25 protein-coding genes are annotated in these 25,569 nt (G+C 71.9%); 22 read left to right on the top strand and 3 right to left on the bottom strand.

From position 1 onward, the window contains the following. Positions 1–413: 413 nt before the first annotated feature. The 6 genes from FB471_RS22560 to FB471_RS22535 are packed head-to-tail and all read left to right on the top strand — an operon-like array spanning position 414 to position 7,791. Positions 414–1,793: a sugar transferase gene (locus tag FB471_RS22560; RefSeq protein WP_170220895.1), complete on the top strand. Its 1,380-nt coding sequence runs from the start codon at positions 414–416 to the stop codon at positions 1,791–1,793. Next, the gene (murJ, locus tag FB471_RS22555) at positions 1,781–3,346 is read left to right on the top strand and encodes a murein biosynthesis integral membrane protein MurJ (RefSeq protein ID WP_142000392.1); all 1,566 of its coding nucleotides are present in this window, start codon (positions 1,781–1,783) and stop codon (positions 3,344–3,346) included. Before FB471_RS22560 ends, murJ begins: the two co-directional genes overlap by 13 nt. Then, complete coding sequence (locus FB471_RS22550) at positions 3,343–4,053, top strand: polysaccharide deacetylase family protein (RefSeq protein WP_142000391.1); 711 nt, start codon at positions 3,343–3,345, stop codon at positions 4,051–4,053. Before murJ ends, FB471_RS22550 begins: the two co-directional genes overlap by 4 nt. Continuing rightward, on the top strand, positions 4,050–5,135 hold the full coding sequence (locus FB471_RS22545) for a glycosyltransferase (RefSeq protein WP_142000390.1): 1,086 nt from the start codon (positions 4,050–4,052) through the stop codon (positions 5,133–5,135). The genes FB471_RS22550 and FB471_RS22545 overlap by 4 nt, the downstream gene beginning before the upstream one ends. Before the next feature lie 17 nt (positions 5,136–5,152). Beyond that, on the top strand, positions 5,153–6,220 hold the full coding sequence (locus tag FB471_RS22540) for a glycosyltransferase (RefSeq protein ID WP_211358100.1): 1,068 nt from the start codon (positions 5,153–5,155) through the stop codon (positions 6,218–6,220). After that, complete coding sequence (locus FB471_RS22535) at positions 6,199–7,791, top strand: glycosyl hydrolase family 28-related protein (protein ID WP_142000388.1); 1,593 nt, start codon at positions 6,199–6,201, stop codon at positions 7,789–7,791. Before FB471_RS22540 ends, FB471_RS22535 begins: the two co-directional genes overlap by 22 nt. Here the strand turns inward: FB471_RS22535 and FB471_RS22530 are convergent. After that, on the bottom strand, positions 7,781–8,890 hold the full coding sequence (locus tag FB471_RS22530; protein ID WP_170220894.1) for a hypothetical protein: 1,110 nt from the start codon (positions 8,888–8,890) through the stop codon (positions 7,781–7,783). The two genes, FB471_RS22535 and FB471_RS22530, sit on opposite strands and share 11 nt — an antisense overlap. Positions 8,891–8,976: 86 nt before the next feature. Here FB471_RS22530 and FB471_RS22525 point away from each other — a divergent pair, with 86 nt between their 5' ends. From FB471_RS22525 to FB471_RS22495, 7 genes are all read left to right on the top strand, one after another. Beyond that, positions 8,977–9,579: a YveK family protein gene (locus FB471_RS22525; RefSeq protein WP_170220893.1), complete on the top strand. Its 603-nt coding sequence runs from the start codon at positions 8,977–8,979 to the stop codon at positions 9,577–9,579. Between the two features lie 49 nt (positions 9,580–9,628). Continuing rightward, positions 9,629–10,258, top strand: coding sequence for a Maf family protein (locus tag FB471_RS22520; protein ID WP_142000385.1), 630 nt, complete (start codon positions 9,629–9,631; stop codon positions 10,256–10,258). 108 nt (positions 10,259–10,366) lie between these two features. Further along, positions 10,367–11,692 (top strand): dicarboxylate/amino acid:cation symporter, encoded by a 1,326-nt coding sequence (locus FB471_RS22515; protein ID WP_142000384.1) that lies wholly within the window; start codon positions 10,367–10,369, stop codon positions 11,690–11,692. Positions 11,693–11,894: 202 nt separating this feature from the next. Continuing rightward, positions 11,895–12,434, top strand: coding sequence for a hypothetical protein (locus FB471_RS22510; RefSeq protein WP_142000383.1), 540 nt, complete (start codon positions 11,895–11,897; stop codon positions 12,432–12,434). 84 nt (positions 12,435–12,518) lie between these two features. Then, positions 12,519–13,310: a DUF4097 family beta strand repeat-containing protein gene (locus tag FB471_RS22505; RefSeq protein ID WP_142000382.1), complete on the top strand. Its 792-nt coding sequence runs from the start codon at positions 12,519–12,521 to the stop codon at positions 13,308–13,310. A 24-nt stretch (positions 13,311–13,334) separates the two neighbouring features. Continuing rightward, entirely contained in the window at positions 13,335–14,294 is a 960-nt protein-coding gene (locus FB471_RS22500; protein WP_142000381.1) for an ATP-binding cassette domain-containing protein, read from the top strand. Beyond that, the gene (locus FB471_RS22495; protein ID WP_142000380.1) at positions 14,291–15,076 is read left to right on the top strand and encodes an ABC transporter permease; all 786 of its coding nucleotides are present in this window, start codon (positions 14,291–14,293) and stop codon (positions 15,074–15,076) included. The genes FB471_RS22500 and FB471_RS22495 overlap by 4 nt, the downstream gene beginning before the upstream one ends. A gap of 115 nt (positions 15,077–15,191) precedes the next feature. Here the strand turns inward: FB471_RS22495 and FB471_RS22490 are convergent, their stop codons facing one another. Then, positions 15,192–15,899 carry a hypothetical protein gene (locus FB471_RS22490; RefSeq protein ID WP_246076524.1) on the bottom strand — a complete coding sequence of 236 codons (708 nt, stop codon included), beginning with the start codon at positions 15,897–15,899 and terminating at the stop codon, positions 15,192–15,194. A 67-nt stretch (positions 15,900–15,966) separates the two neighbouring features. Between FB471_RS22490 and FB471_RS22485 the strand changes: the two genes are divergently transcribed. The 9 genes from FB471_RS22485 (at position 15,967) to FB471_RS22445 (ending at position 23,759) form a co-directional block, all read left to right on the top strand. Further along, positions 15,967–16,317: an SAV_915 family protein gene (locus FB471_RS22485; protein ID WP_425457079.1), complete on the top strand. Its 351-nt coding sequence runs from the start codon at positions 15,967–15,969 to the stop codon at positions 16,315–16,317. Positions 16,318–16,438: 121 nt separating this feature from the next. After that, a complete protein-coding gene (locus FB471_RS22480; RefSeq protein WP_142000379.1) occupies positions 16,439–18,235 on the top strand; it encodes an acetyl/propionyl/methylcrotonyl-CoA carboxylase subunit alpha in 1,797 nt (598 codons plus the stop codon). A gap of 62 nt (positions 18,236–18,297) precedes the next feature. Next, positions 18,298–18,783: a DUF1707 SHOCT-like domain-containing protein gene (locus FB471_RS22475; RefSeq protein WP_142000378.1), complete on the top strand. Its 486-nt coding sequence runs from the start codon at positions 18,298–18,300 to the stop codon at positions 18,781–18,783. 9 nt (positions 18,784–18,792) lie between these two features. Continuing rightward, a complete protein-coding gene (locus FB471_RS22470; RefSeq protein WP_142000377.1) occupies positions 18,793–19,188 on the top strand; it encodes a DUF1707 SHOCT-like domain-containing protein in 396 nt (131 codons plus the stop codon). Between the two features lie 54 nt (positions 19,189–19,242). Next, the gene (locus tag FB471_RS22465) at positions 19,243–19,779 is read left to right on the top strand and encodes a GNAT family N-acetyltransferase (protein ID WP_142000376.1); all 537 of its coding nucleotides are present in this window, start codon (positions 19,243–19,245) and stop codon (positions 19,777–19,779) included. Further along, positions 19,776–21,059 carry a hypothetical protein gene (locus tag FB471_RS22460; RefSeq protein WP_142000375.1) on the top strand — a complete coding sequence of 428 codons (1,284 nt, stop codon included), beginning with the start codon at positions 19,776–19,778 and terminating at the stop codon, positions 21,057–21,059. Before FB471_RS22465 ends, FB471_RS22460 begins: the two co-directional genes overlap by 4 nt. Then, positions 21,056–21,970: a hypothetical protein gene (locus FB471_RS22455; RefSeq protein WP_142000374.1), complete on the top strand. Its 915-nt coding sequence runs from the start codon at positions 21,056–21,058 to the stop codon at positions 21,968–21,970. Before FB471_RS22460 ends, FB471_RS22455 begins: the two co-directional genes overlap by 4 nt. Next, positions 21,967–22,305, top strand: a complete 339-nt coding sequence (locus FB471_RS22450; RefSeq protein WP_142000373.1) for a hypothetical protein — start codon at positions 21,967–21,969, stop codon at positions 22,303–22,305. The genes FB471_RS22455 and FB471_RS22450 overlap by 4 nt, the downstream gene beginning before the upstream one ends. Beyond that, complete coding sequence (locus tag FB471_RS22445) at positions 22,302–23,759, top strand: class I adenylate-forming enzyme family protein (protein ID WP_425457078.1); 1,458 nt, start codon at positions 22,302–22,304, stop codon at positions 23,757–23,759. Before FB471_RS22450 ends, FB471_RS22445 begins: the two co-directional genes overlap by 4 nt. On the opposite strand, the gene FB471_RS22440 is transcribed toward FB471_RS22445, so the two are convergent. Next, positions 23,752–25,482, bottom strand: coding sequence for a glycerol-3-phosphate dehydrogenase/oxidase (locus FB471_RS22440; RefSeq protein WP_142000372.1), 1,731 nt, complete (start codon positions 25,480–25,482; stop codon positions 23,752–23,754). The two genes, FB471_RS22445 and FB471_RS22440, sit on opposite strands and share 8 nt — an antisense overlap. Positions 25,483–25,569 lie beyond the last annotated feature (87 nt).

Genomic DNA, 25,569 nt, shown 5'->3' with positions numbered 1-25,569 from the left:
CGGACGAGTGTTTTCTTTGGTCTGTGTCGTTACTCACAGATTCCCATCGAAGACACCGCCACAGTAAGATATCTAACCCTACTGGGCGATCCAGCTTCCAGAATTCCGGAAACAGGAGGCTAGAATCCGCACGGTGAGCGATCGTCCGATGTCGATCACGCTACAGTTCGCACACCCTAGGTAACTCCTACGTGTGAAACCAGACCGACGCGGAACTGTCATATCGCAGCCCCTGGCAAGTCACCCACACGTGCAATCTTCATGTTCGCACTCAACACCAGCGGAGGAGTCCGGTGTCCCAAGCCCTGTACCGGGACAAGACCGCATCCACCGACAGATCCGACAGAGCGGACCGATCAGACGAATCAGATAACACAGGCGGAGCGGAGAACGCAGGCGAAGCAGCCGGCCCCGTGGCCGAACCGTCCGAGGTGCGCGGCCGCGCCACGGAGCGTCCCGCGGGGGCACGGCGCAGGCTCGGCCAGTCCGCCGTCATCGGCCTGTGCGACCTGCTCGGTGCCGCCGTCGCGGTGATACCGGCCGCGCCGATCGCGGGCTGGCAGGTGGCCGGGGTGGTGGCGGCGCTGGTGGCGGTGACCACGCCCGCCGGCCTCGGCGGGTACCACTGGCGGTCGACGCCGTCGGTCCTTGACGACCTGCCGGGGATCGTCAGCAGGGTCCTCGCCGTCGCGCTGCTCGCACTGAGCGTCCCCCTGCTTGCCGATCGCCCCGAATGGGCCAAGGGCGCGCTGCTCACCGCGATCACCGTGCTGGCCTGCACGATCCTGGCTCGCATACTTGCCTATGGTGTCCTCGGGCGGCTGCGCCGCCGGGGTGTCGGCTTGGCGAACACGCTGGTGATCGGGTGCGCGGAGGAAGGGCTGCACCTCGGCGGGGCGCTGCGCGCCGACCCCGCCCACGGGGCGCGGATGATCGGTTTCGTCGACGACGGCCCCGATCCGGTCGAGGACGCGACACCTCCCCTGCTCGGCGGGCTGGACCGGCTCGCGGAGCTCATCCGCGCCCACGACATCGACCTGCTGATCGTCGCGTTCGGCAGGCGTGGTTCGGACGCGCTGGTCGAGCCCCTGCGCAACCTCGGCAGGTTGCAATGCGAGGTGTTCGTGCTGCCCCGGCTGTTCGAGATGTACGACGGCATCGACCGGGCCCAGCTCGTGGACGGCGTCACCCTGGTCCGCATGCGGCGCGCCGCCTTCCGCGGCGGCACCCGGATGGTCAAGCGGGTACTGGACACCGCGCTGGCCGCGCTCGCGCTCCTGGTGCTGAGCCCGTTGCTGGCCGCGCTCGCCCTCGCGGTACGGCTGGACACCGGCCCCGGCGTGATCTTCCGGCAGCGGCGGATCGGGATGAACGGCATCCCGTTCACGCTGTACAAGTTCCGCTCCCTCAAACCCGCCGGCGACGAGGGCGACATCCGGTGGAACATCGACAACGACTCCCGGCTCGGCCCGGTCGGCCGGTTCATCCGCAGGACCAGCCTGGACGAGCTGCCGCAGCTGTGGAACATCGTGAAGGGTGATATGAGTGTCGTCGGGCCGCGCCCGGAACGGCCGCACTTCGTCGAGCAGTTCACCGCGACGGTGCCCGGCTACCAGCACCGGCACCGGGTGCCGGTCGGGCTCACCGGCTACGCCGTGACGCATGGCCTGCGTGGCGACACCTCGATCGAGCGCAGGGCGAAGTTCGACAACCTCTACGCCGAGTCCTGGTCGCTGTGGCTGGACATCAAGATCGTGCTGCGTACCGCCCGGCAGTTGCTGTGGCCGAGGTGAACACCCCGCCCGCCACCACCGACCGGGGGCGGGCCACGAACCGGTTGCTGATGCGCGCGGGTGCGCTGTCCGCGGGGGTGGTCGCGCTCGGCTCGGTGCTCGGGCTGGTCCGCGACCTCATGCTCGCCGGGCTGTTCGGTGCCAGTGGCGACACCGACGCCTTCCTGGTCGCCTGGACCGTGCCGGAGACGGTGTCCCCGCTGCTCGTCGAGGGCGCGATGGCGCTGGTGATGGTGCCCGCGTTCGGCAGGGCCCTCGCCGCGGCGGGCGCCCGGCCGAAACACCATCCCGCGGTCGACGAGGTGGTCTCGGCGACCTTCGCCCGGATCGTGGCCGTGCTGATCGTGCTCGGTGCGCTGGTCGCGGTGTTCGCGCCTGCGGTGGTGGGCCTGCTCGCACCGGGACTGGCCAACGTCGAGGTCGCGGTGGACTGCACCCGGCTGGTCGCGGCCACCGTGCCGCTGATCGGCATCGCGGGCTACCTGTCCTCCGCACTGCGCTCGCACGGGTTCTTCGGGCCGCCCGCGGCGATCTACCTGAGCTACAACGTGGGCATCATCGGCAGCATCGGGGTCGGGTACTCCAGCTACGGTGTCCGCGGTGCCGCGGCCGGGGTCTCCATCGGCGCCGCGTTGATGGTGCTGGTGCAGCTCGGCCCGTACCTGCGGCATATCGGGCTGCCACCGCTGTCCTGGCGGCGCAGCGGGCTGGTCACACTCGGCGCCTTCGTCCCGGTGGGGCTCTACACCCTGCTGCGGCAGGCGCAGGTGCTCGTGGAGCGCTTCGTGGCGGCGCCACTCGAACCGGGCACGATCTCGCACCTGAACTACGCGCAGAAGGTGGCGCAGGTACCGCTCACGCTGTCCGCGATGGCCGCCGCCGTGACGTTCCCGATCCTGGCCCGCAGCGTCGCGGCGGGCAAGCGGGACGAGGCCCGCCGCAGGATGGAGACCGACCTGCTGGTGATCGGCGCCATCGCCCTGCTGGCCACGGCGTACCTGATGGCCTTCGCGCCCACCGTGATCGAGTTGCTGTTCCAGCGCGGCGAGTTCGGGCCGGAGGACACCGTGGCCACCGCCCGGATCATGCGCGTGTACGTACTCGGCCTGCTCGGGCAGGCCATGGTCGACCTGCTGTGCCGCAGCTACTTCACCCGGCACCGGCCGAGCTGGATCCCCTCCGCCGCGATGGCGGTGGGGCTGCTCGGCACCGGGGTACTCGCGGTGTGGCTCGCTCCGGTCTGGGACGCGGCCGGGATCGCGCTGGCCAACGCCGCCGGCATCACCCTCACCGGCCTGCTGCTGGCCTGCTCGGCGCGCGGCAGGCTGCCGTCGGCACCGGGCGCGGGCCTGTACGCGCGGATCGCACTGCTGCTGGTCCCCACGGTAGCGACCGCGGCCACGGGCTGGTGGCTGCACGACCTGCTCGCCGACTGGCGGCCACTGCCCGCCGTGCTGGCAGGCGGGTTGTGCTCGACGGCGCTGTTCGCCGCCATCGCCGCCGCGGGGTGGCGGTTCCGCACGGTAAACCCGGCAAGCAAGGGAGAACGATGAACTTCCGGACACCGTCCGGGCGCTACCCGATGATCTGGATGTACCACTCGGTCTGCGAGTACGACGAGGACCCGTACCAGGTGACCGTCCGCCCGTCCCGGTTCGCCGCGCAGCTCGCCTGGCTGCGCGGGCAGGGCCTGCGCGGGGTGTCCATGCGCGAGCTCGGCGAGGACCCGCGGGGCGCGGTCGGGCTGACCTTCGACGACGGCTACGCCGACTTCGCCGAGGTCGCCGTGCCCATCCTGCGTGCGTACGGCTGCACCGCGACGGTCTTCGTGCTGGCGGGGCGGCTCGGCGGCAGCAACGAGTGGGACACCGCGGGGCCGCGCAAGCCGCTGCTGACGGCCGAGCAGGTCCGGGAGGTGGCCGCGACCGGGATGGAGGTCGCCTCGCACGGCCTGCGGCACCGCCCGATGCCGGACCTGGGCGGCACCGAACTGGCCGAGGAGGTCGCGGGCAGTCGCGCCGCGGTGGCCGAGCTGACCGGCGAGCCGGTGCACGGCTTCGCCTACCCCTACGGCCTTCTCGACGAGGGCACGCGCCGGGCGGTGGCGGCGGCCGGCTACCACTACGCCTGCGCGGTCGGGCATCCCGCCCGGCCCGACGAGTTCGCCCTGCCCCGCATGTTCGTCGGGGAACGCGACACCGGTCCCCGGCTGCACGCCAAGCGGGCCCGGCACGCGCTGCGGGAACGGAAAGCGGCATGAGGGTGCTGCACGTGATCACCGGGCTGGCCGCGGGCGGGGCGGAGACCCAGCTTCGGCATATCCTGCGGCACAGCGCGACCGAGTCCGAGGTCGTCACGCTGACCAACGCCGGGGTGGTGGCCGAGGCACTGCGTGCCGACGGGATCGGGGTGACCGACCTCGGCATGCGGGGTAACCGGGACCTTGCGGCCCTGCCCCGGCTCGCCGGGCTGATCCGGCGCGGCCGGTACGACGTGGTGCACACGCATCTCTACCGGGCGATGCTGTACGGGCGACTCGCCGCGCGACTTGCCGGGACGCGCACCGTCGTGGCCACCGAGCATTCGCTCGCGGCGACCACGATCGAGGGCAGGGCACAGGACCGCCCGGGGGTACGCGGGCTGTACCTGGCCGCCGAGCGGCTCGGCCGGGTCACCGTGGCGGTTTCCGACCACGTCGCGGCCCGGCTCGCCGAGTGGGGCGTGGCACCGGCCCGGATCAGGGTCATCCCGAACGGCGTCGACCTGCCCACCTTCGCCTTCGACGCGCAGGCGCGGGATCGGGTGCGGGCGCGGCTCGGCCTGGCACCCGAGTCCTTCGTACTGGGCACGATCGGCAGGCTCGCCGAGACCAAACGCGTGGACGTGGCGATCCGCGCGCTCGCCGCGCTGCCGCGCGCCGTGCTCGTCGTGGCCGGGGACGGTCCACTCCGGACGGAACTGGCCGAGCTCGCGGACCGGATCGGGGTACGCGGCAGGGTCGTGTTCACCGGCGAGGTCGCCGACGTGCCCGGCCTGCTGTCCGCCGTGGACGTGCTGCTGTCGCCCTCCACGGAGGAAACCTTCGGGCTGGCCGTCGTCGAGGCGCTCGCGGCAGGTCTGCCGGTGGTGTACGCGAGCTGCCCGGCGCTGGACGACCTCCCCAGCTCCGCGGCGCCGCTGGCCCGGCGGGCGGACTGCACCCCGGAGGCGTTCACCGCGGAGCTCGGCGCGTTGCCGCGCGCCCCCGGCCGGGTCGTGCCGGAAGCCGCCCGGCACTACGACGTCGCCGGGACGGCGGCGGCGCTCGACGCGCTGTACGCGGAACTGGCCGGTTCCCGGTGAGCCCGCGGGTGCTGCACGTGGCGCAGCCGACCACCGGCGGGGTGGCGCGCTACGTCGCGGCCGCGGCCGCCGACCAGCGGCGACGGGGCTGGGACGTCCTGGTCGCCTGCCCCGAAGGCGGCATGCTGGCGGATGCGCTGGAGGCGCGAGCCGTGCCGCGGCTGCCCTGGTCGGCGGCGCGCGCACCGGGGCGGGCGACCGCGGCGGAAACCGCCCGCCTGGCCGGGATCGTCGCCACGGCACGCCCGGACACGGTGCACCTGCACTCGGCGAAGGCCGGGCTGGCGGGCAGGCTCGCCGTGCGCGGGCGCCTGCCCACGTTGTTCCAGCCGCACGGGTGGTCCTGGCTGGCCGCCAACGGCACCCTCGCCCACGCCTCCACCGGATGGGAACGGCTGGCCTGCCGGTGGACGCACCGGCTGCTCTGCGTCGGCGAGGGTGAGGCCGTGCAGGGCAGGGCCGCCGGTATCGGCATGCCGCTCACCGTGGTGCGCAACGGGGTGGACCTGGACGAGTTCGCACCGGCGGGACGGCCGCCGCGCCGGCCGGGCGGCCCCACCGCCCTGTGCCCCGGCAGGCTGACCCGGCAGAAGGGTCAGGACGTGCTGCTGGCGGCCTGGCCGCTGGTGCGCCGGCGCTGCCCCGGCGCGCGGCTGGTCCTGCTCGGCGACGGCGAACTCGCCGGGGAGCTGCGCGCCAGGCGGATGCCCGGTGTCGAGTTCGTGCCGGAGGTCACCGATGTGCGGCCCTGGTACGCGGCAGCCGACGTCGTCGTGCTGCCGTCGCGCTGGGAGGGACTCTCGCTGACCGCGCTGGAGGCGTTCGCCAGCGGTCGCTGCGTGGTCGGCAACGACGTGCCCGGGCTGGCCGAGTTGCTGGACGACCGTTGCGGGGAACGGGTTCGGGCCGGGGACGCCGCGGCGCTGGCGACCGCGGTCGCCGACCGGCTCGACGACCTGCCGAGGGCGCGGGCGGAGGGGGACGCCGCGCGCGTGCACGCCAAGGAGTTCGACCTGCGGGCGACGTTCGACCTGCTGGCCGAGGTGACGGCGGAGGTGAGCGGGTGGACCGGCGGGACGCGTTGAAGGCGGGAACGGCGGCACTGACCGGAGGGCTGATGGGCCAGCACGCGAGCGCCGGTCCCCCACCGGGGCCGAGTCATGGCGCGGGGGACACGGCACTGAACGTGGCCGAGTTCGGCGCGGTCGGGGACGGGGTGACCGACGACACCGCCGCCGTGCAGCGGGTACTCGACGCGGCCGCCGAGGGGGTCACCGTGGTGTTTCCCGGCGGCCGGACCTTCGCGCTGCACGACGGTCTGCGGGTCACCCGCAGGCTCACTCTCACCGGCGGTGGCACGCTGTCTTTCGTCGCGGGGGTCGAGCACAAGCCCGCGCTGCTGCTGGCCGCCGATGGCTGCCGCGCGGAGGGGCTGCGGCTGGTGAACCCCCACCGGTTGCACGCGGACTCGGGCGAGTCGAACCACGGGATCACGGTCGCCGCGAACGATGTCACCGTCAGCCACTGCCACCTCGAGCTGTTCCAGTACGGGGTCGCCGTGCAGAGCACCGGCGGCGAGTTCACGGGCATCGTGATCAGCCACAACCGGATCAAGGACGTGCTCGGTTCCGGGGCCGGTGCCGCGTCGCGCTCGATGTCCGGGGAGGACCGCGGCGACGGCATCGCGGTGTGGGGCGCGCGGGCCAGTGTCATCGGGAACGTGATCAACGCGCTGGAGGGCACCGACGCGCGGATCGGCATCCACTGCGAGGCGCTGTCCGCGGGGCGCAACCGCACCCACCCGCCGCATGCCGACGCGCTGGTGACCGTCTCGGCCAACGTGGTGACCGGCCGGTTCCGGCGCGGGATCGTGTGCGAGGAGATGCGGGCGGTCACGATCACCGGCAACGCAGTGGCCGATCCCACCTGGTGGGGTATCGCGCTGATCACCTCGACCGACTGCACGGTCACCGGGAACTCCGTGGTGTGGACCCGCACCGGTGCGGACGACCAGGGGGCGGGCTACTCGCCGCGTCGCTGCGCGCTGTACTGCTTCGGCGGGGTGGACAACTGTCTGTTCACCGCCAACGTGGTACGCGCGGCGGGCGGATCGCGGCTGTACGCCTATTTCGCCGCCACCGCGAGCGAGGACGCCGATCCGCCGGCGCCGACCGATGTCCGGGTGGACGGCAACAACTTCGCCGCCGACCCCGGCGCGGCGGTGCGCCACGGCATCGTCTCGGACGTGCGCACGAGCCGGCTGCGGGTGCTCGGCAACACCGTCCGCGGATTCACCGAGCGCGGCTTCTGGGGCTTCGGCGCGGAGGACGCGGAGATCAGGAACAACCTGTTCGAGCCGGCGCCCGGCGCGTCCGGGGACAGCGTGGGCATCCACTGCGCTGAGGACGGCAGCGACGGGATGTCGATCTGCGGCAACACCGTGCGGGGCGCGGTCACCGGCATCACCCGCGCGAACGGGTCCGGCACCCTGCTGACCGGTAACTCCATTCAGGACTGCGTTCGTGGCATCGACTGCTGGGGAACCAGCCAGGGCGTCGTCACCGGAAACGTCGTGCGTACCAGCGGACCGGACAAGATCGTCAACGCCACCGGGGAAGGGCAGGAGAATCTCGTCCGCGACAACCTCATCCGCTGACCGGGATGGCGGAGGCTTCGGCGTCCCGCTGTGCCCGCCGCCGCACGAACAGCAGCAGGAACAACGGCAGCAAGGGGGTCAGGTGCTTGATGTAGGAACCGTAGTCCGGCTCGAACACCGCCTGCACCGTGAGCATCGCCAGCAGCAGTGCGATCGCCCTGGACATCCGCACATCCTTGACGAGCCAGCCGCGTCGCATGCCGCGCCACAGTCCACTTCCGACGGTGCCAAGCCAGAGCGCGGCGATCACCACGGAGAAGCCGAGATAGACGACCGAGAAGTCCAGCAGCAACGGAACCGGAACGACCAGCAGCACCGCGGTCAGTGCCGCGTTGGCCGCGGCGAGCACCGGGGTATCGGCCGGCAGGTAGTCCTGGATCGCGGACTGGGCGTTCGGCGAGTTGACCCGGAACTGGGCCACGCTTTCCCGGAACGCGTTCAGGTCCTTACCCAGCAGCAACTCGACCCCGAAGGCGAATGCCAGCAGGGCGAGCAGCAGGACCACCGGTACCCATCCCGGCCTGCGCCCGCGCCGCAGTACCACCCGCAACACCACGTACAGCCCGGCGACCAGGAACCAGTACTGCCGCAGCGAAGCCGCGTAGAGGCAGGCGGCGGCCACGAAAGCAAGCTCGGCGAGCACCGTGCGCGGCATCAGCACCAGCCCGAGCACGAGCAGCAACACCAGGCTTTCCTTGGAGTACTGGGCGAGGTAGACCGCGCACGCCACCGCGCAGAAACCGAATACGGCGATCTCGAAGACCGTGAAGCTGCTCAACGCCGACCACCCGGCGCAGGCGAAGAGCAGAACGAAGAACAGCAGCATGGTGACCGCCTGCACGGCGGTCGGATGCCCCATCGCGCCGAGGCTGCGGTAGATCCACGCCATCACGATGAACGAATCCGACGAATCGGGTACCGCTGTCGGCATCACCGCCTGCAGATGGTGGTCGTCGAGAAAGTACTTCGCGGGCAGGAACTCGCGATTGACAAGGCCGAAGAAGAAACACACCGGCAGCCACACCAGGACAATCATTTGTGGCACGACGCGCGCGGCTGGCTCGATACCGAAGTCCGCCGCGGGGCCGGACTGTCGCATGTGGCCTACCATTCGTTCACGTTCGGCATCCGTCAATAGACTGGCAACAGCTCAACAGGTTACAGCGCCGGGGCAGGAGGAATGACGTGGAGTTCGCCGATGTCATCAGGTTGATCGGCCGGCGCTGGATTGTCGTGGTGCTCGTCACGCTGCTCGGCGGCGTGGCCGGCTTCGCGGGTGCGATCCTGCTCACCCCCAGCTACGAATCCGAGGTGAACCTGCTCTTCGACCGGGAGACCCCGGCGGAGGCCGGCGGCGCGAGCCAGGACCTGCTGCAGCGGATGCCGACGTTCGCCGCGCTGACCACGACGGCCACGGTGCTCGATCCGGTCGCGGAGCGCGTCTCCTACCCGGGTGGCGTGCGGGCCTTGCGGGAGAAGGTCACCGCGGTGGCCCCGGACTCGACACTGCTGCTGCGCATCACGGTGACCGACCCCGAACCGGCGCGCGCCGCGCGGCTGGCCGACGCGGTCGCCGGCAGCTATGCCGAGGCGGTGCGCGACGACTTCGGCGCCGGTGCACAGGGCGACCGGGTCGTGGTGACCACCGTGCAGCCCGGCACGATCCCGGCGGAACCCGCGTGGCCGTCGGTGCCGCTGTTCGTCGCCGCGGGCGCCGTCGCTGGGCTGGTGATCGTCGTCCTGGTGTTGCTGACCGTCACCACCGTCCGCAGGACCAGGCCGGAATGACCACCGACCCGCGCACCGCGGCGGCGTCGTAGTTCGTATGCTGCCCGGCGTGCGTTTCGTGCTCGCCTCCGCGTCCCCGGCCCGCCTCGCCGTGCTGCGCGCCGCCGGTATCGAACCGAGCGTGGTCGTGTCCGGGGTCGACGAGGACGCGATCACCGCCGCCCTGGCCGACACCTCGCCGGAGAACGTCACCACCACGCTCGCCCTTGCCAAGGCCGAGGCCGTGGTGGACACGGCGGCCGTGGCCGGATCGGCCGCCGTCGTGGTGGGCTGCGACTCGATGCTGTTCCTCGGCGGCGAGCTGGTCGGCAAGCCAGGAACGGCCGAGGTGGCACGGAAACGCTGGGCGGGCATGGCGGGCGGCACCGGCGTGCTGGTCACCGGGCACGCGGTGCTCAGGCTGGACGGCGCGGGCGGCCGGGTCACCGCCACCGGCAGCGAGTCCACCACCGTGCGCTTCGCCGAGCCGAGCGGGGAGGAGTTGGAGGCCTACCTCGGCACCGGCGAACCACTCCAGGTCGCGGGCGGGTTCACCCTGGACGGCCTGGGCGGCTGGTTCGTCGAGGGCATCGACGGCGACCCGTCCAGCGTGATCGGGATCAGCCTGCCGCTGACCAGGCGGCTGCTCGCCGAGGTCGGGCTCACGGTCGTCGACCTATGGCAGCAGCGCACCGGCTGAGTCGTTCCACATCCCGGGAAAGATCCCGCTCCGGAAGGGTCTCCCCTCGCCAGGCGTTGACCACCCTCGGCGTACGACGAAAACCTTCCACAACCCCCGGAGCTGACCGTGTCTTTCCTTCGGACCTACCGCAAGCCCAAGGTCTTCGGCCTGGTGGTGGTCGCGGCCCTGGTGCTCGGCGCGGTGCTCGGCTTCCTCGCCCGGCGGACCGGGCAGGACTGGCTGGTCACCGTGCTGGACACGATCGGCACGATCTTCGCCAACATGCTCCAGGTCACCGTCCTGCCGCTGGTGTTCACCGCGATCGTGCTGGGCATCACCAGCCTGCGCGGGCTGGGCGGGGCACGGACGGCGGCCAGGCTGGGCGGCAAGACCGTGCTGTGGTTCGCCACCACCTCGTTGATCGCCGTGCTGATCGGCATCGCCGTCGGCCGGATCATCAACCCTGGCGGCGGGATCTCCCTGCGGCCCGCGCCGGAGACCGTGGACAAGCTCGCCGAGCGGGACCAGGGAAGCTGGCTGGACCTGCTGAACAACCTGGTGCCGAGCAACCTCTTCGGGGCGTTCGCCGACGGGGAGATCCTGCAGGTGGTGCTGGTCTCGCTGGCCGTGGGCGCCGCCGTCTACGCCCTCGGCGAGCGCGCGGAACCGTTCGTCGCGGTGAACCAGGCCGTGTTCGACATCGTGCAGAAGGTCCTCGGCTGGATCATCCGGCTGGCCCCGATCGGCGTGCTCGGCCTGATCGGGAACGCCTTCGCCACCTACGGGGAGCAGTTCGCCCGCCCGCTGCTGTCGCTGACCGCGGCCGTCTACATCGGAACGTCGCTGGTGCTGTTCGGGGTCTACCCGCTGCTGCTGCGGCTGGTCGGCGGGGTGAGCCCGGTGGCGTTCTTCCGCAAGGCCTGGACGGCGATCCAGTTCGCGTTCGTCTCCCGCTCCTCCGGGGCGACCCTGCCGCTGAGCAGGCAGACCGCGGTGAACCTCGGCGTGGACCCCGGGTACGCGAGCTTCGCCGTGCCGCTGGCCACCACGACCAAGATGGACGGCTGCGCCGCGGTCTACCCGGCGATCGCGACGATCTTCATCGCGAACCTGTTCGGCATCGGCCTCGGTTTCGGCGACTACCTGCTGATCGTGCTGGTCGCGGTGTTCGGCGCGATCGCCACCGCCGGGGTCACCGGCTGGTTCACCATGCTCACCCTGACCCTGAGCACGCTGGGCCTGCCGCCGGAGGTGATCGCCACCGGAATCGCGGTGATCTACGGCATCGACCCGATCCTGGACATGATCCGCACCGCCACCAACGTCACCGGGCAGATCGCGATCCCGACCTGGGTGGCCCGCGGCGAGGGCCTGCTGGACGACGGGGTGCTGAACACCCCGACCCCGCCCCCGCTGCTCGGCGACACCGGCAAGGCCCCCACCCCCGCGTAACCGTCGCCGACGGCCAACTCGCCTACGCAGGCAGCAAACTCGCCTACGTGAGCGGCCAACACGCCCGGCGAAGCGTGTTGGCCGCTCATGCAGGCGTGTTGGCCATCCACGTACCTCACGCGGCACACATATGGCACACGTGTGGCACCTCTCTGAGCCAACCTGGCTGGCGTAGGTGCCATATGTGTGCCATAGTGGTGCCATGGATCTGACGCCCCATGTGGAGAACCTCGGCCGCGAGCTCGCCACCCTCGCCGAGACCGGCGGTGACGAGGCCCGGGAGCTGATCGAGCGCCTGGCCGGATCACTGGAGTCGGCGATTCGGATGACGTTGCTGGAGGCGCTTTCCCACGCGGCCGACGAGATCACCCGCGAACTGGCTCCGGGGTCGATCGAGCTGCGCCTGCGGGGCCGTGACCCGGATTTCGTCGTGCAGCCGCCGCCGGCCGACCGATCACCCGGGGACGGCGCCGAGAGTGCCGCCGATATCGGTGACACCGGCGCGGCGGCACCCGAGGGCGCGGCACCGAGCACCGAGGAGGGCGCCATGGTGCGGCTCAACCTCCGGCTGCCCGAACATCTCAAGACCGCGGTCGAGGAGGCGGCTGGCAAGGAGGGGCGCTCGGTCAACGCGTGGCTGGTGCGGGCGGCCTCGTCCGCGCTGCGGAGCCAGGACCGCGCTCCCCGCCCGGAACGGCCCGGCAAGCGGGCCCCGCAGCGTTACACCGGCTGGGTGCGCTAGCCGCACCGGACACGAAACCCGCGTTTCCTCATTCATCCCCCGACCTGCGGGGATTCCTGATCAACCCCTGAGGAGGGGACAACTATGCCTACTTTCGACACACCCGAACCGATCTCCGTCGCGATCGAGCTCGCCGTGGGCCACGTACGGATCGTCGCGAGCGACCGGGCCGACACCGTTGTCGACGTGCGCCCGTCCGACGACTCCGACGAGTCCGACGTCAAGGCGGCGCGGCAGGTTCGCGTCGAGTACGCGAACGGCACGTTGCAGGTCAAAGCTCCGAAGATCCGTCCCTTCGACTTCTCCAACAAGACCCGGTCGGTCGACATCACCATCGAGCTTCCCTCCGGGTCGCGGGTGGAGGGCAGCGCGCAGCTCGGCGACCTCGGCAGCACCGGTCGCCTCGGGGAGCTCCGGTACAAGTCCGGCACCGGGCACATCCGACTCGACCGCACCGGAGAGCTGCGCGTGCACACCGGGGCCGGGGACGTCGCGGCGGAGGCGGTCGACGGCAACGCGGATATCAGCACCGGCTCCGGGCGGGTGCAGGTCGGCGAGGTCACCGGCACCACCGTGGCCAAGAACTCCAACGGGGACATCTCCATCGACCACTCCGCCGCGGGCGGCGAGGTGAAGACGAGCCACGGCCGCATCCGGGTCGGCGAGGTGGTGCGCGGTGCGGTGGTGGCGAAGACCGCGATGGGCGATGTCGAGGTCGGTATCGCCGAGCGCACCGCCGCCTGGCTCGACGTCCACACCGGATACGGGCGGGTGCGCAACTCGCTGGAGGCCGCCGCCGAGCCGGATGCCTCCGAGGACACCGTCGAGGTGCGCGCCAACACCTCGTTCGGCGACATCACCATCCACCGCTCCTGAATGTCCACTTCGGAAGGAAACGCAATGGCTACCACACCGTCCCACCCGGGGATCGTGGCGACCGGGCTGCGCAAGTCGTTCGGTGACCACCTCGTGCTCGACGGGATCGACCTCCGCGTCCCGCGCGGAACCGTGTACGCGTTGCTCGGCGCCAACGGCGCCGGGAAGACCACCGCGGTCAAGATACTGTCCACTTTGATCAGTTCGGATGACGGTGACGCCCGGATCTCCGGTCACGACCTGGCCACCGAACCCGACGCGGTCCGTGCCGCGATCGGCGTCACCGGACAGTTCTCGGCGGTGGACAACCTGCTCACCGGCGAGGAGAACCTGATCCTGATGGCCGACCTGCACCACCTCGGCCGGGAGCGGGGCCGCAGGCGGACCGCCGAGTTACTCGAACAGTTCGACCTGGTCGAGGCGGGCAGGAAACCGGCGGCGACGTACTCCGGGGGCATGCGGCGGCGACTCGACCTCGCGATGACCCTGGTCGGCAGCCCGCGGGTGATCTTCCTCGACGAGCCGACCACCGGCCTCGACCCGCGCAGCCGCCGCGGCATGTGGCAGATCGTGCGCGAGCTCGTGGCCGGCGGCGTCACCATCCTGCTGACCACGCAGTACCTCGAGGAGGCCGACGAGCTCGCCGACCGGATCGGAGTCCTCGACCACGGGCGGCTCGTCGCCGAGGGCACCGCGGACGAGCTGAAGCGCCGCATCCCCGGCGGCCACGTCAGCCTCCGGTTCACCGACACGCACCGGCTCGAGTCGGCGGCGCACGTGCTCGGCCGGGTGTCCCGTGACGACGACGCGCTCACCCTGCGGGTGCCGAACGACGGCAGCCTCCGGTCGCTGAAGGGGTTGCTCGACCGGCTCGACGGCGAGTCGATCGACGTGGACGAGCTGGCCGTGCACACCCCCGACCTCGACGACGTCTTCCTCGCCCTCACCGGCAAGCCCCAACACGAGAAGGTGACCACCCGATGACGACCCTCGCCCTGACCGACTCGGTGACGATGCTGCGGCGCAACCTCAGGCACATGCTCCGGTACCCGTCGATGACGGTGATGCTCGTCGGCATGCCGATCGTCTTCCTGCTGCTGTTCGTCTACGTCTTCGGCGGCACGCTCGGTGCCGGGATCGGCGGCGCGTCCGGCGGGCGCGCGGAGTACGTCAACTACGTCGCACCGGCGATCATCCTGATGACCGTGACCGCGGTGGTCCAGGGGACGTCGATCTCGGTCGCGATGGACCTGGCCGAGGGGATCATCGCCCGCTTCCGCACCATGGCCATCGCCCGCGTGTCGGTACTGACCGGGCACGTTCTCGGCAGCATGATCCAGGCCGCGATCAGCCTGGCGATCGTGGTCGGCGTGGCGCTGCTGGTCGGCTTCCGGCCCTCCGCGAGCCTGGGCGAGTGGTTCGCCGTGGCCGGTGTCCTCGCCGCCGTGACGTTCGCACTCGTCTGGCTCTCGGTGGCACTCGGCCAGGTGAGCAAGAGCGTCGAGACCGCGAGCAACCTGCCCATGCCGCTGATCTTCCTGCCGTTCCTCGGCAGCGGCTTCGTTCCCACCGAGTCCATGCCGGACGGGGTGCGCTGGTTCGCCGACTACCAGCCGTTCACGCCGATCATCGAGACCCTGCGCGGCCTGCTGATGGGCACGCCGATCGGGAACAACGCGGTACTGGCTCTTGGCTGGTGCCTCGTCATCGCCGCCGGCGGCTACGCCTGGTCCAAGAAGTTGTTCAACCGCGAGTTCAGCCGGTGACCCCGGACACCATCCCCACCCCGGCGGAAAGGCCCTGAACGTGGCGTTCAGGACGCCAGATGACGCGAACGGCACTATTGGGACGCTCAACGTCTCGAAAGCCACGTTCAGGGGCCTACCGGCAGGGGCGGAGCTGGCGGGGGGAGACCTGGACGTCCGGCCAGCCGCGGATGTGGCCGGGGGCGGTGTAGCTGCCGGTGCAGCCGTACTGCTCCCCGCCGAGGCCGAAGACCTCGGCACGCACCGGGCGCACCCGGCAGGCCGCCGAGCCGGACTGGGCGCAGATGTGCTGGACGACCACGACCTCCGGTTCCCCGCTGCCGGTCACATCGTCCAGCACGATGAGCCCGGCGTCGGAGAAGTACGGCCGCTCCGCCTGCCGCCAGCCGTCTCCCCTGGACACCAGCACCTCACCGATCTCCGCACCGTCCACCGACCCGCGCACCAGGCAGACCGAGGTCGCGGCGGCGACACAGTCCAGCGAGTCCCCGTCCAGCCGGGCACCCATCGAGGTGATCCTGGTCTCCAGGACCGTGTCCGAGCCGGGACCGCCGACCCGCACCCGTGCCGAGCGACCGTTCTCCCCGGCCAGCAGCGCGACCTCGGTGCCGTGCACCCGCGCCGAGGCCAGTTCGCGGCAGGCACCGTCCCCGCACTCCCGCGCCGCGGTGCTGGGACCGCGCACGGGCTCCTCGGCGGCGGGCGGGGTCGCCCGCGGCCGCAGCAGCACCGCCGTCACCAGCGCGCCCGCCGTCACCACGGCGGCCAGCAGGACCGTCAGCAGCACGGAGCGGGATGCTCGGGGCCGCTGCGGGGTGCTCACATGATCAGGGTAAATCGAACCGGACCACCCGGCGAGGTAGCTCAACGTACCCGACTATGTTGTTCCTGTGAGCAACGCGAACACACCGAGCAACACGAACGCTGCGAGCAACCCCGGCACGCCGCGACCCGTGCCACCCGGCTTCCCGCCGATGGTCTACGTCCCGTGCGGGCAGTACGCCACCGGCAACGGCGACCGCACGATGGCGGCCGAGCTGCGCCGCACCGAGGACGGCAAGCTCGCGCTGCTGGCCTACTCCGCACTGGACCGGCTGGTGCGCTGCTGCGGTGCGCACCAGCCATGGGTGCTGGTGCGCAGCGAGGAGCTGAGCCGGATCTACGAGGCCCAGCCCTACGAGGCCATCCTGCTGGACACCGAGTTGCCCGAGGAGCTGCGGCACGGCGCCGCCACCGGGTGAGCCGCCTCTCATCACAGTGCGGGCACAAACCGGCACTTCTGTCCGTAAACTGCTGCGAGGCTCACCGGAGCAAGGGCGCACCGGCGAGTCGAGGCCGGAGATTCACGAACAGGAGGCAGGCGTGCCCGAACCAGCCAAGGCCACGCAAGGCGGACCGGTCACGAAGGTGCTCATCGCGAACCGCGGAGAGATCGCCGTACGGGTGATCCGGGCGGCCAGGGACGCCGGCCTCGGCACGGTCGCGGTCTACGCCGACCCGGACCGGGACGCCCCACACGTCCGGCTCGCCGACGAGGCCTTCGCGCTGGGCGGCGGCACCGCGGCCGAGAGCTACCTGGTCTTCGACAAGCTGCTCGACGTCGCCAAGCGCGCGGGCGCGGACTCGGTGCACCCCGGCTACGGCTTCCTCTCCGAGAACGCCGACTTCGCCCAGGCGGTGCTGGACGCGGGCCTGACCTGGATCGGGCCGAGCCCCCAGGCGATCAGGGACCTCGGGGACAAGGTGACCGCGCGGCACCTCGCGCTGAAGGCGGGCGCCCCGCTGGTGCCCGGCACCAAGGACCCGGCGGAGAACGCCGATGAGGTCGTCGCCTTCGCCGAGGAGCACGGCCTGCCGGTGGCGATCAAGGCCGCGTTCGGCGGTGGCGGCAGGGGTCTCAAGGTGGCCCGCACCAAGGAGGAGATCCCCGAGCTGTTCGAGTCGGCCACCCGCGAGGCGGTGGCGGCCTTCGGCAGGGGCGAGTGCTTCGTGGAGCGCTACCTGGACCGCCCGCGGCACGTCGAGGCGCAGGTACTCGCCGATATGCACGGTAACGCCGTGGTGGTCGGCACGCGGGACTGCTCGCTGCAACGCAGGCACCAGAAGCTGGTCGAGGAGGCCCCGGCGCCGTTCCTCAGCGAGCAGCAGCGCACCACCATCCACGAGTCGGCCAAGGCGATCTGCAAGCAGGCCGGCTACTACGGCGCGGGCACGGTGGAGTACCTGGTCGGCGTGGACGGCACCATCTCCTTCCTCGAGGTGAACACCCGGCTGCAGGTGGAGCACCCGGTCTCCGAGGAGACCACCGGCATCGACCTGGTGCGCGAGCAGTTCCGGATCGCCGAGGGCGGGGTGCTGCCGTTCACCGCGGACCCCACCCCGCGCGGGCACTCCATCGAGTTCCGGATCAACGGGGAGGACGCGGGCCGCAACTTCCTGCCCGCCCCCGGCACGGTCACCAGCCTGGTGTTCCCCGAGGGCCCCGGCATCCGGGTGGACTCGGGCGTGCAGACCGGCAGCGTGATCGGCGGCCAGTTCGACTCCATGCTGGCCAAGCTGATCGTCACCGGCGCCGATCGCAGGCAGGCGCTGGAACGCAGCCGCCGCGCGCTGGACGAGATGGTCGCCGAGGGGCTGGCCACCGTGCTGCCGTTCCACCGGGTGGTCGTGCGGGACCCGATGTTCGTCGGGGACGAGGACGGCTTCGCCGTGCACACCCGCTGGATCGAGACCGAGTTCGACAACCGGATCGAGCCGTACACCGGCCAGGACGAGGCCGGCGCGGAGGAGGCCGACGCGCGCAGGCAGGTGATCGTCGAGGTCGGTGGGCGCAGGCTGGAGGTCTCCCTGCCCGGTGACCTGGCCCTCGGCGGCAACGGCAACGGCGCGACCAAGGCCAAGCCGCGCAAGCGGGCCGGCGGGCAGAAGACCGCCGTCAGCGGGGACGCCGTCACCGCGCCGATGCAGGGCACCATCGTCAAGCTCGGGGTCGAGGAGGGCCAGCGGGTCGAGGCCGGTGAGCTGGTCGTGGTGCTCGAGGCGATGAAGATGGAGAACCCGGTCACGGCGCACAGGGCGGGCACGGTCACCGGGCTCACGGTCGAGGTCGGCTCCGCGGTGAGCCAGGGCGCCGTGCTGCTGGAGCTGAAGGACGGCTGAAAAGGCCAAGAAATTCTCGGCTACGGCGGCCACCCGAGCACGATCGGACCTACCATCGGGGGGTGACCGACCACACCTCGCCCGAGCTGCGGATCGGCGACGCCGACCGCGAGTCCGCGATGCGGGCGCTGGGGGCGCACCTGAGCGAGGGCCGGCTCGACGTGGACGAGTACGGCGACCGTTCGGCCCGGGTCACCACGGCCAGGACCGCGGGCGAGCTCACCGAGGTCTTCGCCGACCTGCCCGCGCCGCATCCGGGCCAGGCGGAGCCGAGCACATCGTCATCGAGGGAGTCATCGAGGGAGCCCGCCGCCCGCGGCGGTTCCTGGGCGGACCGGCCACTTCCGCAGCGGCTCGCCGCGAGCGCCGTCCCGGTCAGCGCGATCGTCGGGATGGTGCTGTTCTTCGCCACCGGTGGCTGGTGGTGGTGGTTCCTGCTGCCCGCCGTGGTCACGGCGATCGGCAGCGGGTTGTGGGGGCAGGACTGGGCGGACGGCGCGGGCTGCGGCAGGCGGCGCTGGCACGGCTCACCCCGGCACCAGCCGTAGGATCATGGTGTGCGCGCCGACCAGCCCCACCTCCGGCTCAGCGACGACGAGCGCCAGGAAACTCTCGACGCGCTCGCCGAGCACATGCGGACCGGCCGCCTGAACGTCACCGAGTTCGGCGAGCGCTCCAGCAACGCCACCACCGCGAGCACCCGCGGTGAGGTCGTCGAGTTGTTCAGCGACCTTCCACAGCCGCGGCCGGAGTTCGTGTTGCCGAACCAGCCCACGTTCCCCCCGTCCCGGGGGTTGGGGCGCAGGCTGCCCGCGGCGGCCGTGCCGATCGCCGGAATCGCCCTGGTGGCCGTGCTGCTGCTGATCCCCCGGGTTCCGGTGTTGTTGCTGCTCGTGCCGGTGGGGATCGTGCTCGCGGCGGTGTGGCTGCTCGCCGGTCGGCGGACCGACTGAACCTCGCGGTGGCACGAGACATCCCACGAACCGACCGGCGGTATCCTCCCGCGGGTGGAACCGGTCGAGATCAACGCGGGTAGCTACTACCTGCGCCAGCTACGCGCTGACGAACTACTGGACGACCGGCCTGCCCTGCTGGAGGCATTCGCCGACGACGCGCACCAGCGCTACGTGGACCTGCGCATCGGCACCCTCGCCGCGGCCGGCGACTACGTCACCCAGCGGGCCGAGGAATGGGCGGCCGACCGGCGCTGCTCATGGTGTGTCGCGGAGCCGACCACCGGGCGGATGCTCGGCGAGGTCGGGCTGAAGAAGCTGAACCTGCCGGTGGGCACCGCGGAAGCCGCGCTGTGGGTGCACCCGGACGCCCGTGGCCGAGGTGTCGCCGTCGCCGGGCTGGGTGCGGCGCTGCGATTCGGTTTCGGGGCGCTGGGGCTGCACCAGGTCACCTACCAGCACACGGAGAGCAACGCGGCCTCGGCGGCGGTGGCCAGGCGTTGCGGTTTCCGGTTCGCCCGCGCGGAGAACACCCGCGGCGGTGACCGGGAGATCTTCCTGACCCGCGGCCCGGAAGTGGAAGGGGCATGAGGCGCACGGCGCTGGCGCTCGTCGCCGTGCTGGTCGTCCTCGTCCCGGCCCCGGCGGCGGCGCAGCAGCGTGAGCTGCCGCCGAAGCTGGACGTCGGCGCCGCCACGCAGGCGTTGTCCGAGCAACGGATCCACCGCGCGCCGGGCGCGGTGGCCCGGTTCGACGAGGAGCTGATCCGCGCCGAGCTCACCCCCGACATGCGGCTGCTGGTGAGCCCGTACACCGGGCCGTACGAGCAGGGCGCGCACTACGCCAGCGGCGAGGAGTACCGCGAGCAGGTCTACCAGCCGTTGCGGGACTGGGCCGAGGGTTCCGGGCACACCTTGATCGAGGTGGCCGGGATCGGCATCCGCTCCTACGGCGGGGTCGCGGCCGGTCCCGCCGATCTCGGCGAGCTGCGGCAGCAGACCGCGTACCTGGACGTGACCGAGGGCCTGTGGTCGTTGATCCGGCACGCCAAGGGCGGCAACACCGGGGTGGCCTACCCGCACGACGCGGTCATCGCGCCCACCAGCGACCAGCTCGCCACGCTGACCGCGCGGCTGCGGGAGACCCGGGTCTACAACGCCCCCGGCCGCGCGGACCCGGTGGAGCTGCCGCTGGAGGGGATCGAGCAGCGCACCGGGCTGACCCTGCGGGTCGCGGCCTTCCCGGCCCTGGATCGCGGGCGACCGCTCGTCGACTACGCGCACGCGCTGGCCACGGAGTTCCCCCGGGACGTGGTGCTGGTGGCGCACGGCCGCTGGCTGGACGTGGCGGTCAGCGGGCCGGATCAGGGCAAGCTGGTCTCGGCGCGGGACTACGCCTTCGGCCGGTTCGAGAACGCCAGCTTCCGGCAGGGCAGCCCGATGAGCGACCGGATCGGCAGCGTGCTGACCAGGTTCGACCGGCTGAGCACCGAGCGGGCGTTCAGCCGACCGCAACCCGCCCCCTTCGACCTGCGACAGCGGGTCAGCGCGCTGGCGCCCTGGGTGCTGCTCGGCTCCGCCTTGCTGCTGGGCGTCCCCTCCTTGCTGGCGTGGCACCGGCGCCGGGCCGAGTGGGTCCGCGCCGAGCGGGTGAACCTGCGGGTGGCGAGCGCGGAGGCGGTCACCGAGATCACCGAGCTCAGTACCCTGGTGACCCAGGCGCAGCGGGGTGGCGAGGAGGCCGGTGCCGCGGCCGAGCGACACGGCACCGCCGCCGACATGTTCGAGCGGGCCCGCACCGCGGACGCGATGCACGAGGTACGCAAGATCGCGGCCGAGGGCAAGCGGATCCTGCGCGGGGGTGGATCGTGAAGCGCTCGCGAAGCCGGCTCGGGATACCGCGCTGGGCCTTCCTCGCCGCCGCCATCGGGCTCGCCGGGTTCCTGCTGGTGTTCCGGCCGTGGTCCTCGGCCGACGACCGGATCCGCACGATCGTCGAGGGCCTGCGCGATGGCCCGGTGTACCAGGAGCGGGGCGCGCCGGACTCGGTGGACGTGCCGAGAGCGCGCCAGGTGATCGGCGACCGGGCGATCGTCGCGGTGGTGCTCGGCGCGGGGCCGCTGCCCGCGTCGGACCACGTGAACGGGCCGGACTACGCGATGTGCGAGCGGATCGCCGCGCGGGTGCCGACCAACATGGTGATCCTGTTCGCCACCGGCGAGGACGGCGAGTACGGCAGCTCGTACTGCACCGGGCCGGACTTCCCGGTCCCGGCCAAACCCGGGGCGAGTCTCGGTGAGTTCGAGATGAGCGTGGTGGCCGCGGCCGAGCGGGCCTGGCAGTACCGCGCCACCCCGGCCAACCTGACCCCGGAGATCGAGGAGTTCGTGCTCACCTTCGACGCGGAGGCCGCCGAGTACTACGGCGAGCTGCCGCGGCGCGGGCCGATGCCGGACACCCTGGCGCGCGGGCAGATCGCGCTGGCCTGTGCGGGCATGGTGGCCGGGTCGGTGGCCTTCTTCCTGCTGCTGCGGACGGCTGCGCTGGCCCTGCGCAAGCGCAGGCGGGCCGAACGGGCGCTGGCCCGGCGCCGGCGGGAAGCCGAGACACGGCTGAGCCGGCTCGCCGAGGAGATCCTGCACCCCGGCGACTCCACCGCCGCCGCCACGACCGCCCGCGAGTACACCGAGGTGCTGCGGTTGCTGGAAAGCGCGCGGGAGCCGCACGAGCTGGCCGAGGTGGAGCGGCGGCTGACCGAGCTGGAACGGGTGCTGGTCCGATGACCTGGCTGTGGATCGGGCTGGCCGCCGCGGTACTGGCCTGCGGTGCCCTGGTGCCGGTGCTGGTTCGGCGCAGGCACACCGGAGGCGACGAGGAGATCTCGGCGCGGGCGCGGTACCTGAGACTCGGGCACTACGTGGACGTCCCGGAGCCCGCGGACGACCCGGAAGCCGCCACCTTGCTGCGCAAGGCCAGGGAGCGCTGGCATTCGTCGGGTGCGATCCTGGCCACCGCCGCGTCAGAAAAGGACTTCGAGATGGCAGGGCGACTTGCCAGGCAGGGGTTGAGACTGGTCGGCCAGGCCTACCGGCTGCTCGGCCTTCCGGGGCCGAAGTGAGCGGGGTGTCGGCCTTCCTTGCCCGGCTGCGCGCGGCCGGGCGCGAGTACGGCGAGCGGCCCGCGTTCCGGCACCGGGGCGGCGGCCTGAGCTATCGCGCCGTGGGCGAGACCGTGCGCGGGTTGGCGGCGGAGTTCGCACGCGAGACGTCCGGCGACCCGATCGCGATCATGGGCGGGAACCGGCCGGAGACCGTGCTGGCACAGCTCGCCGCGCAGCAGTGCGGCCTGCCCGTGCTGCTGGTCACGGCCTCGGCCGGTCTGCCGGACCGGACCGCGGCGCTGCGCACGGCCGGGGCGCGGACGCTGGTGGTCGACCCGCGCCGCGAGCAGACCCGCGCGCTGGTCGAGGCCGCGCGCCCGGCGCGGCTGCTGTCGCTGGGGCCGTACCCCGGTGCCCACGACCTGCTGGCGGGCCTCACCCCTTGCGCGGAGCCCGACCTTCCCACCGCGGTGCGGACGATCTTCCCCTCCGGCGGTACCACCGGACCGCCGAAGCTCATCGAGCACAGCGGGATCTACGACGGCATGGCACACATCTTCCGGCCGGACCCCGCCGGTCCGTCCCGGGTACTGGTGGTGGCGCCGGTGTCCCACCTGACCGGCAACGCGGCCGTGCTCGGCGCGCTGCTGCGCGGCGACACCGTCGTGCTGCACGAGGGTTTCGACCCCGCCGCGGTGCTCCGCGCCATCGCCGGGGAGCGGGTCACCGAGTTGACCCTCACCCCGCCACGGCTGGCCGCCCTGCTCGACCATCCCGACCTTCCCGGTACCGACCTGAGCAGCGTGCGGTCACTGTCGCTGGGCGCCAGCCCGTTGCCCACCCACCGGCTGCGGCAGGCGCTGGCCGTGTTCGGGCCGGTGGTCGGTCAGGGGTACGGGCTCACCGAGGCACCGATGATCGCCAGCATCTCGGCGGCGGAGCTGGCCGGGCATCCGCGGCGGCTGGAGTCGGTCGGCCGGATCGTGCCCGGGATGGAGGCCAGGATCGACGGCGGGGACACCGGTGAGGTGCTGGTGCGCGGCCTGGCGTTGATGGCGGGTTACCGGGGGCGGCCGGAGGCGAACGCGGCGGCCTTCGTGGACGGCTGGCTGCGTACCGGCGATATCGGCCGGTTCGACGCCGAGGGCTACCTGTACCTGCTCGGCAGGGCGGACGACGTGATCATCACCGGCGAGCACGGCACCAAGGTGTACCCGGCCACCGTGGAGAACGCGCTGGCCGGCTGCCAGGGCGTGCGCGAGGTCGCCGTGGTCGGGGTGCCCGGCCCGGAGGGCACGGTGCTGCGCGCCGTGGTCGTCCCCACCGAGCCGGATGCCGTGCGCGCCGAGGACGTTCGGGCCCACGCCCGTGCCACCCTCGGCCGGGAACACCTCGTCCCCGCCGAGGTCACCTTCCGGCCCGCCCTCCCGCTCACCGACATCGGCAAACCGGACAGGAAAGCCCTCAGCTGATGGGCTCGGTGATGCCGGAGCGAACCTCGGGAGCGGCGGAGCGGCGGGCGTCGGCGGACTCGTCGTTGGGTTGCGACTGGGACTCCCGCTCGGCCTCGACCCGCGCGTTGTAGACCTCGACCTCGCGGGTGATCGTCTCGGCCGACCAGCCGAGTACCTCGCCCATCAGGCGGGCGACATGCTCGGCGCACTCCGTCCCGCGATGCGGGTACTCGATGGAGATCCGGGTCCGCCGTGCCAGCACGTCCTCGAGGTGCAGCGCACCCTCGTGGCTCACCGCGTAGATCACCTCGACGCCGAGATAGTCCGGGGCGGACTCCAGCGGGCGCAGCAGGTCCGGGCGGCCCTCACCGAGCGCCAGCACCTCGTGCACCAGCGAGCCGTAGCGGTCCAGCAGGTGCCGGACCCGGTACGGGTGCAGCCCGTGCTCGGCGGCAACGTGATCGGCCTGGTTGACCAGCGCGTGGTAGCCGTCCGCGCCGATCAGCGGCACCTTGTCGGTGATCGAGGGTTGCGGCCTGCCCGCGAGGTCCACCGCGGCGGCCTCCACAGCGTCGGCCGCCATCACCCGGTAGGTGGTGTACTTGCCGCCGGCGATCGCCACCAGCCCCGGAGCCACCCGCGCGACCGCGTGCTCCCTGGACAGCTTCGAGGTCTCCTCGCTCTCCCCGGCCAGCAGCGGCCGCAGCCCCGCGTAGACGCCCTCGATGTCCTCGTGCGTGAGCGGGGTCGCCAGCACGGTGTTCACATGCTCGAGGAGGTAGTCGATGTCGTGCTTGGTCGCGGCCGGGTGGGCGAGGTCGAGGTTCCACTCGGTGTCGGTGGTGCCCACGATCCAGTGGTTGCGCCACGGGATCACGAACAGCACGGACTTCTCCGTGCGCAGGATCATCCCCGCGTCCGAGACGATCCGGTCCCTCGGCACCACGATGTGCACGCCCTTGCTGGCGCGCACCCGGAACCGGCCCCTGCTGCCGGACAACCGCTGCAACTCGTCGGTCCACACCCCGGTGCAGTTGACCACCGCGCTCGCGTGTACCTCGGTCTCCCTGCCGCTCTCCACATCGCGCACCCGGACCCCGGAGACCCGGTCGGCCTCGCGCAGGAAACCGACCACCTGGGTGGAGATACGCACCACGGCCCCGTAGTGGGCGGCGGTGCGGGCCACGGTCATCGTGTGCCGGGCGTCGTCGGACTGCGCGTCGTAGTAGCGGATGCCGCCGACCAGCGCGTCCCGTTTCAGCGCGGGCACCATCCGCAGCGCGCCCGCCCTGGTCAGGTGCTTCTGCCCCGGCACAGAGCGCGCCCCGCCCATGGTGTCGTACAGGAACAGCCCGGCCGCGGTGTACGGCCGCTCCCATCCCCGGTGGGTGAGCGGGTAGAGGAAGCTCACCGGTTTGACCAGGTGCGGCGCGATCGTGGTGAGCATCAGCTCCCGCTCCCGCAGCGCCTCCCTGACCAGCCCGAACTCCAGTTGCTCCAGGTAACGCAGCCCGCCGTGGAACAGCTTGCTCGATCGGCTGGAGGTACCCGAGGCGAGGTCACGTGCCTCGACGAGGGCCACCCGCAGGCCGCGGGTCGCCGCGTCCAGCGCGGTGCCCGCGCCGACCACGCCGCCGCCGATCACCACCAGATCGAAGGTCTCCTCGCCGAGCCGCCTCCAGGATTCGTCCCGCCTCTCCGGTCCCAGTTGTGCCGGATTGTTCGGCCGCGAGCCAGTCACCTGCGCACCTCCTCAACACTCATCGGTTCCAGCATCGCACGTTCGGCCAGAACCGCACGTTGTCGTGGGGGAACCCACCCCGGAACC

The sequence above is a fragment of the Amycolatopsis cihanbeyliensis genome (genome assembly GCF_006715045.1).
In the GTDB taxonomy this organism is placed as follows: Bacteria; Actinomycetota; Actinomycetes; order Mycobacteriales; family Pseudonocardiaceae; genus Amycolatopsis; species Amycolatopsis cihanbeyliensis.
Note: the sequence above shows the minus strand (reverse complement) of the source record. Positions and strands in the feature narration are given on the sequence as shown.